Source organism: Micrococcus sp. MS-ASIII-49 (genome assembly GCF_000946635.1).
Lineage (GTDB): Bacteria > Actinomycetota > Actinomycetes > Actinomycetales > Micrococcaceae > Micrococcus > Micrococcus luteus.
In genome coordinates, this window is sequence record NZ_JXSP01000149.1 from 24692 (window position 1) to 35882 (window position 11191).

An 11191-nucleotide genomic window follows, 5' to 3' on the forward strand; every position below is an offset into this window, starting at 1 on the left:
GTCCCGCCGCCGACCCGACCCGGACGCCGGGCCCGCGCGTCCACTAGATTCACGCCCATGGCCTTCGACCTGCATCGCGCCCTGTCCCTCGGCCGCCGGACGGCACGCCTGATCGGCGCCCTCCGCGACGACGCCCGGCCGCGTCGAGCCGCCTCCGAGGCCGGTCGACGGGCCGGCGACCGGAGCGGCCCGTCGCCCTTCCCGGGCCCGCCCGGGCCTCCCGGGCCCGCGTGGGACCCCACGGAGCCCACCGACTCGTGGCCGATGCCCGGGCCCGGGCAGGAGCGCCGGCCCCGGCGACAGGACGCCTGCCGCCACGCGTCCCTGCCGGACTTCACCGGGACCGTCCGCGTCGAGTACGCGCCCGTGCCCGGGCCGACGGCCGGGCCGGGCGAGGTCGTGTGGACCTGGGTGCCGTACGAGGAGATGGACGGCCGGGGCAAGGACCGCCCCGTGCTCCTGATCGGCCGGGACGGGGCGCACCTGCTCGGGCTCATGCTGACCAGCCGGGACCGGAACAACGCCCTGGCCCGGGACGAGGACTACGTGGACGTGGGCGCGGGCGCCTGGGACCGGTCCGGCCGCGCCTCGGAGGCGAAGCTGGACCGGGTGGTCCGCGTGGATCCGGCCGCGGTGCGCCGGGAGGGCGGCGTCCTGGACCGGGCGGCCTTCGACCGGGTCACGGCCACGCTGGCCCGCGCCCGGCGGCGGGGGCGCTGAGTCCGCCGCGCGGATCGCAGGGTCTGGGTGGTAGGATCGTCCGCATTGTGTCCGCCGGTCGACGGGCACCCCCGGAACGGGTCATCATCGGTGTTCCCCACGCCGCTCAGTCCACGGATCCGGGCACCCTCCACGACCCCCTGTTCATGCGGCGCCCGGACCCTCGTCCGCGCCGCCGACGACGAAGGACCCGATTTGGCTAACATCAAGTCCCAGAAGAAGCGCATCCTCACCAACGAGAAGGCGCGCCAGCGCAACGTCGCGGTGAAGTCCGAGCTGAAGACCGCCATCCGCGCCGTGGACAAGGCCGTCGCCGCCGGCGAGGCCGAGGCCGCCGCCGCCGCGCTGCGCACCGCCTCCCGCAAGCTGGACAAGGCCGCTTCGAAGGGCGTCATCCACAAGAACCAGGCCGCGAACCGCAAGTCCGGCATCGCCGCCCGCGTGAAGGCCCTCCTCGGCTGATCCACGCCCCCCGGCTGTGACCGCGGCCCCCGCCCCGAGCGATCGGTGCGGGGGCCGCGTCGTGTCCGGGCTGCCCCCGTCGCGTGCCGTCCGGCGGCGCCCGTCAGCGGCTGACGGCGGTGGCCACGCGGATGACCGCGCGCTCGACGGCGAACTCCGGGTTGCGGGAGGCGCCCTTGGCCTCGGCGTCGGCCTGGGCGATCCACTCCACGGCCTGCGCGATGCCGGCCGCCGTCCAGTGCCGCGCCGCCTGCTGGATGTAGCGCACCTGGAACGGGGCCACCCCGAGCAGGGACGGCAGCTCGGCGGCGGGCCGGCGGGCGTCGATCATCCGTGCCACCTGCCGCGCCTTGAGCGCGAGCGCCGCGGTGATCATCACCGGGTGGACGCCGGTGGCCATCGCGTGCCGCACGAGGGAGACGGCCCTCGCCGCCTGCCCCTCGAGCGCCGCGTCGGCCACCGCGAAGCTCGTGGCCTCCACGCGGCCGCTGTAGTACGTGTCCACGGTCTCGACGGTGACGACGCCCTCGGTGTCGTCGACGAGCTGGGCGCACGCGGCCGCGAGCTCCGTGAGCGAGGCGCCGGTGGCGCGGATGAGCGCGCGGGCCGCCTCCTCGTCGATGCGCCGACGCCGGTCGCGGAACTCGGCCTGCACGAAGGCCAGCCGCTCCTCGTCCTTCTTCAGCGGCACGCACTCGACCACCGTGCCGGCCTGGGCGACGGCGTCCAGCAGCTTCTTGCCGCGGTTGCCGCCGGTGTGGCGCAGCACGAGCGTGACGTCGTCCGCGCCGGGGCCCTGCTGGACGAGGCGCAGGGCGTCCTCGAGGAACGCGTCGTTCATGGCCTCGAGGCCCTCGACCGTGATGAGGGTGGGCTCGGCGAAGAGGGACGGGCTGGCCGCGGTGGCCAGCTGGCCGGGCTGGTACTCCCCCGCGCGGAGCCGGTGGATCTCCAGCTGGCCGTGGCGCTCGCGCAGAGCCTGGGTCACGCGGTCCGTCACCCAGCGGGCGGCATGGTCCTCGGGTCCCTTGAGGAGCATGAGCGGGGCGGGCTCGGCTCGCCGCCAGGCCAGCGGGTCGGTGCGGCCGGCTCGGCCGGAACGGGGGCTGCGGGCGGCGGACATGCGTCCCATCCTAGGGTCCGGTGCGGACGCTCGAGGGCGGGCGGACGGTGTGAGCCGTGATCTCGGGCGCGCCGTCGGGGTCGGGGCCGTCCGCGGCCGTGAGGGCCAGCGTGCCGTGCAGGTCGGTGCGGGCCACCGGCCCGAGGCGGCCGAGCGCGTCCACCGTGGCCCGGTGGGGGTGTCCGTACGGGTTGTCGGCGCCCACGGAGACCATGTGCAGGCGGGCGCCGACCGCGCGCGGCACGGCCGTCCCACCGTTGCGGGCCCCGTGGTGGGCGACCTTGAGCACGTCCACGCGCGGCGGAGCGGCGGCATCGGACCGGTGCCCCGCGACCCATGCCGCGGAGGCGTCCTCCTCCATGTCGCCGGTGATCAGCGTCGTGACCGGACCGGCCTCGCTCTCGACGGTGACCAGCACCTGGGCGGAGGCGTCGTTCTCCTCGGGGGCCCGCGCGTCGGCGAGCAGCACGTGCCACCGCACCGGCCCGGCCGTGCCCGTCGCGCCGGTGCGGAGCCGTGCCGCGTCGGCGGGCCGGTCGACGCCGTCCGCCTCGCCGCCGCGCCCTCCCCTGCCCTGCGCCGGCGCGTCCCGGGTCGCGTAGTGCACCGCCCCGCGGGAGGCGCGGTCGACCACGCCGGGCAGTCCCCCGGTGTGGTCGGCGTGCAGGTGGGTGAGCAGCACGGCGTCCACCCGGTCGACGTCGAGGTCGTCGAGGCAGCGACGAGCGAGCCCAGGCTCGGGCCCGACATCGACGACGACCCCCGCGCGCGGGCCGGACCGGAACACGGCCATGTCTCCCTGGCCGACGTCGCAGAACGCCACCGCCCAGTCCGGCGGGGCCGCGCCCGAGGCCCGCGGCACGAGGACCGCCCCGACCGCACCCGTGGTGGCCGCGGCCAGCGCGGCGGCGAGCACGACCAGGGCGGGGAGGCGCTCGCGGGTCCGCGGCGCGCTGCGGCCGACACGCCGCACCGGGGCGGCCCGGCGTCGTTCGAGCAGGAGCACGGCGGCGAATCCGAGGAGCGTCGCGGCCACCAGCAGGACGCCCAGCCCGGCGCCGAGGGCTCCGGCCGGCCACGGACGCAGCGCCCCGGGCAGGGAGGCGCTGGTGTGGGCGACCCACCCGATCCAGGCCGCGGGCCACTGGATCACGGCGACGAGGGCGGCGGCGATCCCCGGCGCGGGCAGGGCGAGGGCCGCGGCGAGGGTGCCCAGGACGGTCACGGGCGGCACGGCCGGGGCGGCCAGCAGATTGGCCGGCACCGCGTAGGCCGACACCTCACCGGTCATGGCCAGGATGATCGGCTGGCAGGCCAGGTGGGCGGCCACGGTCACCGCGAGCGACGCCGAGAGCCACCGCGCCACGACGTCGGGCAGCACCCGGCCGAGCCCGGCGTGCAGCGCACGGTCGAGGGGCGCGCCGCCCAGGACGATGCCCGCGGTCGCCGCCAGGGAGAGGTGGAAGGCCGGTTCCACGGCGAGGGCCGGCACCGCGACGAGCAGGGCCGTGCCGCCCACCGTCAGGAGTCCGAACGCCTGCCGCGCGCGGCCGAAGAACACCGCGAGGGCGCCGAGAGCGCCCATCACGGCCGCCCGGAGGACCGACGGCTCCGGCCCCACGACGACCACGAACACCCCGAGGACCGCCAGCCCGGCGCTGAGGACCACCGCCCGGTGCACCCGCGCGCTGCGCAGGGTGATCGCGACCGCGCCGAGGATCATGGCCACGTTGGCCCCGGACACGGCAGACAGGTGCGACAGGCCCGAGGCCTTCATGGCGTCGTCGAGGGCGGCCCCCTGGGCGGAGCGGTCGCCCAGCACCAGCCCCGGGATGAGCTCCGGCGCCGTGCCGACCGTGCCCTCCGCGGACTGACGGAACGCGGCGCGCAGCGCCTCCCGCCGCGGCGGGCCCGGGCCGCCGTCGGTGGCCCCGCCTGCCGGCTCCGCCCCGCCGGGGCAGGGTCCCGGCTGCGGGGCGGCCGCGGCGGCCAGGAACACGGTGGAGCCGGACCTCGACGGCCGGGCCACCACGCACACCCGCGATCCCGGCCCGCCGCCGGGGGCCGCCGTCCCGTCCAACGGCGCGGCGATCGTCGCGGGCGGTGCGCCCCCGCCCGTGAGTCGGGCCGTCACGGCCGCCTCGGGGGCCCGCGGCGGATGACCGAACGTCTCGACCCGCACGGGCACGCTCCAGCGTGGGCCGAAGGTCGCCTCGCTCCGGGTGGCGGGCCCGTCCAGGGTCAGCTCGAGCCGCAGCGGTGAGCCGGCGTGCACCGCGCCGGTCCAGCCGCTGGCGCTGGCCGCGGCGGCGGGCCCGGCCGAGTGCTGCAGCATCAGGGCCGCGGCCACGCCGGCCAGCGTCGTCGCGGTGGCCACGCCCCGTATCCGACCGGTCGAGCGGGCGGCGCCCAGGACAGTGGTCGCGGCGACGGCCAGCCCGGTGAGGGCCGCCGCCGAGCGGGCCGGGGCGTCCCAGGCGACGCCGAGGATCCCGAGGGTCAGGCAGACGAGCAGGGCGGGCACCCACCGGGCCTCGAGCGGGCCGGGCACCTCGCGGTGGCGGGCGCGGCGGTCCACGGGATCGCTGGGCGGGCCCGGGGCCGGGCTCACCACGAGACGTGGTCACGCAGCCGGTCGAGCGTGGCCGGGCCGATGCCGGGCACCGCGTCCAGGTCCTGCAGGCCGGTGAACGGGCCGACCGTCTCGCGGTGGGCGATGATCTTCTCCGCCGTGGCGGGGCCGACGCCGGGCAGGGTCTGCAGCTCCGTGGCGTCGGCGGTGTTCAGGTCCACGGTGTCGCCGGACTCGGCGCCGCCCGGCTCGCCTCCGCCACCGGCCCTGCCCGTGGTCGGCGTGGGCTGCGCCTGCGCGGCCCCGGCCACCCGGTCCAGGGCGTCCTGCGGTGTGCGGGCGGAGGGGACGAGGACCTGTTGGCCGTCGTCCAACGGGGCCGCGAGGTTGATGCGCTCCGCCCGGGCGTGCCGGGTCGGGCCGCCGGCGGCGCCCACGGCGTCGGCCACCCGGGAGCCCGGCGCGAGGCTGACCACTCCCGGCCGGGCGACCTCGCCCACCACGTGCACCCGCAGCGGGCCGGACCCGGCGGGGCCGGACGCCTCCCCCGACGGCCCCGCCTCGGACGTCCGCGCGTCGGTGCCCGCCGCCGACGGGGCGGTGGAGGGCGCGTCGGTCTGCGGGATGCCTGCACCGGCCGCGGCCGCCGGGATGGCCGCGGGCGGCGCCGGGGTGGTCAGCCAGGCCACCGCCCACCAGGCCGTGGCGGCGACGAGCAGCACGGTGACGGCCAGCAGGGCCGGCCGCCACCGCAGCACCGGGCCCCGAGGTGGGGTGCGCTCCCACCGGGACGCGGCGTGCGGGCCGGCTGTGTCGACGTCGGGGGCGGCCGCGGGCGCGGGGTCCGGGGCGAAGGCGGGCGGATCGTCGCAGAGGCGGTGGCTGGGGCTCATGCGGGCAGTCTGCGGCCCCGTCGCCGAGTCGGGCGCGTCCCGCACCCGACCTGGGGATGACCTCCGCGGTCCAGGGTGGTGTGCAGGAACGGACGCGCCCGTCTCCTCGGCGCTCCCGCACGGGCGGCCTCAGTCCCCCGAGCCCCCCGTGGGCGATTCCAGCGGGCAGATCACCACACCCAGGGCGCCCAGGCCCAGGTGCGCGGCGAGCACGGCGGGCAGCTCGACGACGGGCACGGGGGTGGTGGAGACCGGCTGGAGCCGCTCCGCGAGCTGCACGGCCGTCTCGGGGTCGCCGTACTCGTGCACGGCGATCCGCACCGGGTCCTCGCCGGCCCGCTCGGTCGCGAGCTCCACGAGCCGGTCGACGGCCCGGGCCGCGGACCGCGGGCGGTCGACCAGGCCGATCGCGCCGTCGTCGACGGCCATGACGGGGCGCACCTGCAGCAGCGTGCCCAGCAGCGAGGCCAGCCCGCTGATCCGCCCGCCCCGGCGCAGCTGCTCGAGGCTGGGCACCGTGAACAGCACGTGGCTGGAGTCCACGGTGGCCTCGAGCCGCTCGCGGATGCGGGCCACGGGCATGCCCACCCCCGCGTCCACGGCGGCGTCCACCACGGCCATGCCCAGCGCGAAGCCCACGGTGCGCGAGTCCACCACGGTCACCGGGCGCTCGGCCTCCGCGGCGGCCAGGCGCGCGGCCTCCACGGTGCCGGAGAGCTCGCCGGACAGGTGGACGGAGAGGATGCGTGCGTAGCCGGCGCGGGCCAGCTCGGCGTAGGCCGTCCGGAACGCGCCCGGCGAGGGCCGTGAGGTGCGCACCGGGGTGCCGGCGGCCAGGGCCAGCGGCAGCTCCAGCGCGAGCTCGTCCGTGCCCTCCGTGTGGATCTGCTCGCCCACCATGACGGGCAGCGCCACCTGGCGGATCCCCGCGGCCAGACCGTGTCCGAGGACGGCGCCGGGCAGGGCCGCGGCCGAGTCCGTGACGACGGCCGTGCGGTCCCGGCGGGGCGGGCGCAGCCCGTAGCGTGCCCGCCCGGCCAGCTGGGAGCGGCGGGAGCGCAGGCGGACGAGCGCATCGTCGCGCCACTGCTCGATGCTCGCCACGGCCTGCCTCCTCTCCCCCGGCCCGGTCGGGGACGGTCTCACGCGGTCAGCGGATCACCAGGTTCACGAGCTTGGGCTCGCGCACGATCACCTTGACGATCTCGGCGTCCCCGATGAAGTTCCGCACCTTCTGCGACGCGCGGGCGCGCGCCTCGAGATCCTCGGCGGTGATGTCCGCGGGCACCTCGAGGGTGTCGCGGACCTTGCCCTTGACCTGGACGACCGCCGTGACGGTGTCCTCGACCAGCAGCGCCTCGTCCACCGCGGGCCAGCCGGCGCGGACCACGGAGGGCTCGTGGCCGAGCAGCACCCACATGTCCTCGGCCGTGTACGGCGCCACGAGCGAGAGCAGCACGGCCACGGCCTCGGCGGCCTCGCGGACGGCGGGGTCGGCCGCGCCGGCGCCGGCGTCGATCTCCTTGCGGGCCGCGTTGACCAGCTCCATCGTCTTGGCGACGACCACGTTGAACTTGCCGTCGTCCAGCAGCTGCTGGGCCTCGTGCACGGTCCGGTGGGTCACCCGGCGCAGGGTCACGGCCCCGCCCGCCGGGTCCGTGCCGGCCGGGGCGCCCGTCGCGCGGACGTCGCGGGCCAGGCGCCACGCGCGGGCCAGGAACTTGCCGGCGGCGCCCGGGGCGACGTCGGCCCAGTCCACGTCGTCCTCGGGCGGCGAGGCGAACACCATGGTCAGGCGCACGGCGTCGACGCCGAACTCGTCCAGCTGGTCGCCCAGGTCCACGCCGTTGCCCAGCGACTTGGACATGGCCTTGCCGCCGTTGAGCACCTGGCCCTGGTTGAGCAGGGCGCGGAACGGCTCGGTGAAGGGCACCAGGCCGAGGTCGTGCAGGGCCTTGGTGAAGAAGCGGGCGTACAGCAGGTGCAGGATCGCGTGCTCCACGCCGCCCACGTACTGGTCCACGGGCAGCCAGCGGCGCAGGGCGTCGGGGTCGAAAACGCGGGCGTCGTCGTTCGGGGACGCGTAGCGGAGCATGTACCAGGACGAGTCCACGAACGTGTCCATGGTGTCGGTGTCCCGTCGCGCGGGGCCGCCGCACTGCGGGCAGTCCACCTCGACCCACGACGTCGCCGCGGCCAGGGGCGACTGGCCCTTGGGGGCGAGCTGCTCGCCCTTGAGGTCGGTCGGCAGGGTGACCGGCAGCTGGTCCTCCGGCACGAGCACCTCGCCGCAGTCCGGGCAGTGGACCACGGGGATCGGGGTGCCCCAGAAGCGCTGACGGGAGAGCAGCCAGTCGCGCAGGCGGTACGTGGTGGTGCCCCGGCCGGTGCCGCGCTCCTGCACGATCTCGATGGCCCGCGCGATGGCGGCGGTCTTGTCCAGGCCGTCGAGCTCCCCGGAGTTCACCAGGATGCCCTCGCCGGTCGTCGCGACGCCGGAGACCGCCGGGTCCTCCTCGCCGGTGTCCAGCACGGTGCGCACGGGCAGGCCCATGGCGCGGGCGAAGTCGAGGTCGCGCTGGTCGTGGGCCGGCACGGCCATGATGGCGCCCGTGCCGTAGTCGGCCAGCACGTAGTCCGAGGCCCAGATCGGCAGACGCTCACCGGTCAGCGGGTTCACGGCGTGGCGGCCCAGGAACACGCCGCTCTTCGGGCGGTCCGTGGCCTGGCGGTCGATGTCCGAGACCTTCTTCAGGTCCTCCCGGTACGCCTCGAGTTCGGCCCGCACGTCATCGCCGGCGAGCTCGGCGGCCAGCGGGGCGTCGGCGGCGACCACCATGAAGGTCGCGCCGTGCAGCGTGTCCGGCCGGGTGGTGAAGACCGTGACGACGGGGCCGTCCTCGACCTGGAAGTCGACGTGGGCGCCCTCGGAGCGGCCGATCCAGTTGCGCTGCATGGCGAGCACGCGCTCGGGCCAGTGGCCGGTGAGCTGGTCCATGTCGTCCAGCAGCGCGTCCGCGTACTCGGTGATGCGGAAGTACCACTGGTTCAGGGTCCGCTTGGTGACCTCGGTGCCGCAGCGCTCGCAGCGGCCGTCCACGACCTGCTCGTTGGCGAGCACCGTCTGGTCCTGGGGGCACCAGTTGACCGGGGAGTCCTTCCGGTACGCCAGGCCCCTGCGGTACAGCTGCTGGAACAGCCACTGGGTCCACCGGTAGTACTCGGGGTCCGAGGTGTGCAGCTCACGGGACCAGTCCACGGCGATGCCGTACCGCTGGAAGGAGCGCTTCTGCGTCTCGATGTTCGCGTAGGTCCACTCGGCCGGGTGGGCGTCGCGCTTGATGGCGGCGTTCTCGGCCGGCAGGCCGAAGGAGTCCCAGCCGATGGGATGCAGCACGTCGAAGCCGCGCTGCATCCAGTGGCGCGCGACGACGTCGCCCATCGCGAACGCCTCGGCGTGCCCCATGTGCAGGTCGCCCGACGGGTACGGGAACATGTCGACCACGGTGCGGGTCTCGGAGCCGTCCTCGCGCGGGGCGAACGTCCCGGCCTGCTCCCAGTACCCGGCCCAGCGGGCCTCCACGTCACGGAACGAGTACTCCGCGTCGGCGGGGATGCTGGGGGTGGCCGGCACGGCGCTGTCGGGGGTCTGGCTCACGGCGGTTCGAGTCCTCACGCAGTCGGGATGGAGCGCCGGCCCTCGGGCGGCGCGGACGGGGCCGGCGGCACGGCCGGCCACCCCATCCTACGGCGACGGCGCCCCGGCCCGGCCGCAGGGCCGCTCCGAGACGCCGTGCCCGGCCGGGCAGGCGCGTTCAGGCGGAGTGGCTGCCGCCTGCCGGACGCTCGGGCCCGGCGTCGGGACCGGGATGCACCTCGTCGGGGGTGACCGCGTCGTCCTCCTCCAGCACCTGGGCGACCTCGTCCTCGAGGGCCTCCGTCACCGCGCCTGGGGCCGCCACGGAGTCCCCGACCGCCTCCTGCAGCTGCACGGCGTGCTGGGCCGTGAAGGTCTTCTCCGGATGCTCACGCAGGCGGAGCAGCGCGAGCAGGCGCAGACGCAGCCCCGACTCGGCGGAGATCTGCCGGCGGTGGGTGAGCCACCAGACGAGGAGCACGAGCGCGAGCACGATCCCCAGGTGGCCCAGCGCCGGGTAGACGACGTTCATCAGGTCGCCGAAGCCGACGAAGCTCACCGCGAAGGCCAGCAGCGTGACGCCGGCGAACACGGGCCGGTAGCGGCCCGGGCGGTCGGCCGTGAGGCGGCGTCCCAGCGCGTAGAACATGCCGATCGCGGTGTTGAAGATCATCAGGTAGATCACCACGACCATCGCCCAGCCCAGCCAGGGCGCGATCGAGGCGAACAGCCGCAGCATGGGGACGTCGGCGCGGCCGATCTCGGCGTAGCCGAGGTAGAGCAGCGTGGAGGCCATCAGGAGCAGGGCGGTGTACATCAGGCCACCGGTGAGGCCGCCGAGGAACGCCTCCCGGGGGTGGGTGATGGACCCGCCGATCACGAGGCACATGGACACGGCCATCACGACGACGAGGCCGAAGTAGTTGACCGAGGACAGCCACCACGGGTCCACCGGCGTGGTGGCCTGGACGGCGAGGGACTCGTGGGCGGTGAAGCCGCCGTCGCGGGTGACCAGGACGTGGACGAACCCGGCCACGACCGCGACGACCACCAGGGGCGTGATCAGGGAGATGATCGCGGAGACCTTCTCCACGTCCAGCATGCCCGTCACGAGCACGAGCAGGGTCATCAGGGTGGAGCCCGCCCACGTCGGCCAGCCGAACTGCTGGGCGAGCGTCGAGCCTGCCCCGGCGAGCATGACGACGCCGATCGCGAAGAGCGTCACCGTCACCACGACGTCCAGGATCCGGGCCATCACGGGGTGCGAGACGCTGCGGAAGACGACCTTGTGGTCGGCCGCGAGGAACACGCTGCCCAGCTGGAGGATGACGGCGCCGCCGGCGGTGACGAGCAGGCCGGCCAGTCCCGCGCCCACGATGCCGATCCAGCCGAAGCCGACGAAGTACTGGATGACTTCGGCGCCGGTGGCGAAGCCGGCGCCGACGAGCAGACCGACGAAGGCGAGGGCGATCTTCAGGGATCTGAGGGCGACGGGGTGCTGCACGCATGGACCTTTCGTGGGGGACGGGGTGCGCCCGTCCGGGCCCCGGGACCGAGGACGGGCCGGAGTACGGTAGGCACGCGCGCGCCATCGTGGCCAGGACCAGGCGTCGCCGGGTTCCGGGCAGCGTGGCCTCAGGCCCGCCCCAGGGCCGCCCTCCCGTTGGTACGCCGCGGTCGCGATCAGGCCGAGCATCTCGGCGGACCCCGTCCCCGCGTCCAGCGGAGACGAGGCGCCACGGCGTCGGCGGTCGAAGGCCTGGCTAGGTGTTGTGGGTCATGAG

General features: G+C 76.0%; 8 protein-coding genes. 2 read left to right on the forward strand and 6 right to left on the reverse strand.

The annotated features are described in order from the left end of the window. Nucleotides 1-57: 57 nt before the first annotated feature. Complete coding sequence (locus SJ20_RS09910) at nucleotides 58-720, forward strand: type II toxin-antitoxin system PemK/MazF family toxin (RefSeq protein ID WP_044659804.1); 663 nt, start codon at nucleotides 58-60, stop codon at nucleotides 718-720. 195 nt (nucleotides 721-915) lie between these two features. Further along, the gene (gene rpsT, locus SJ20_RS09915; RefSeq protein ID WP_002854699.1) at nucleotides 916-1182 is read left to right on the forward strand and encodes a 30S ribosomal protein S20; all 267 of its coding nucleotides are present in this window, start codon (nucleotides 916-918) and stop codon (nucleotides 1180-1182) included. A gap of 103 nt (nucleotides 1183-1285) precedes the next feature. Here the strand turns inward: rpsT and holA are convergent, their stop codons facing one another. The 6 genes from holA to SJ20_RS09945 form a co-directional block, all read right to left on the reverse strand. Continuing rightward, the gene (gene holA / locus SJ20_RS09920; RefSeq protein WP_036317182.1) at nucleotides 1286-2305 is read right to left on the reverse strand and encodes a DNA polymerase III subunit delta; all 1020 of its coding nucleotides are present in this window, start codon (nucleotides 2303-2305) and stop codon (nucleotides 1286-1288) included. Between the two features lie 10 nt (nucleotides 2306-2315). Further along, nucleotides 2316-4916 carry a ComEC/Rec2 family competence protein gene (locus tag SJ20_RS09925; RefSeq protein ID WP_223247540.1) on the reverse strand — a complete coding sequence of 867 codons (2601 nt, stop codon included), beginning with the start codon at nucleotides 4914-4916 and terminating at the stop codon, nucleotides 2316-2318. Further along, on the reverse strand, nucleotides 4913-5770 hold the full coding sequence (locus SJ20_RS09930) for a ComEA family DNA-binding protein (RefSeq protein WP_036313756.1): 858 nt from the start codon (nucleotides 5768-5770) through the stop codon (nucleotides 4913-4915). Before SJ20_RS09930 ends, SJ20_RS09925 begins: the two co-directional genes overlap by 4 nt. Before the next feature lie 129 nt (nucleotides 5771-5899). After that, nucleotides 5900-6874: a DegV family protein gene (locus SJ20_RS09935; RefSeq protein WP_036313753.1), complete on the reverse strand. Its 975-nt coding sequence runs from the start codon at nucleotides 6872-6874 to the stop codon at nucleotides 5900-5902. Between the two features lie 46 nt (nucleotides 6875-6920). Continuing rightward, nucleotides 6921-9428, reverse strand: coding sequence for a leucine--tRNA ligase (leuS, locus tag SJ20_RS09940; RefSeq protein WP_036313750.1), 2508 nt, complete (start codon nucleotides 9426-9428; stop codon nucleotides 6921-6923). Nucleotides 9429-9585: 157 nt separating this feature from the next. Further along, nucleotides 9586-10911 carry a membrane protein gene (locus tag SJ20_RS09945; RefSeq protein ID WP_044659806.1) on the reverse strand — a complete coding sequence of 442 codons (1326 nt, stop codon included), beginning with the start codon at nucleotides 10909-10911 and terminating at the stop codon, nucleotides 9586-9588. Nucleotides 10912-11191 lie beyond the last annotated feature (280 nt).

Coding starts and splice junctions, on each gene's coding strand:
- SJ20_RS09910 (WP_044659804.1), top strand. CDS start 58: ATGGCCTTCGACCTGCATCGCGCCCTGTCCCTCGGCCGCCGGACGGCA.
- SJ20_RS09930 (WP_036313756.1), bottom strand. CDS start 5,770: ATGAGCCCCAGCCACCGCCTCTGCGACGATCCGCCCGCCTTCGCCCCG.
- holA (WP_036317182.1), bottom strand. CDS start 2,305: ATGTCCGCCGCCCGCAGCCCCCGTTCCGGCCGAGCCGGCCGCACCGAC.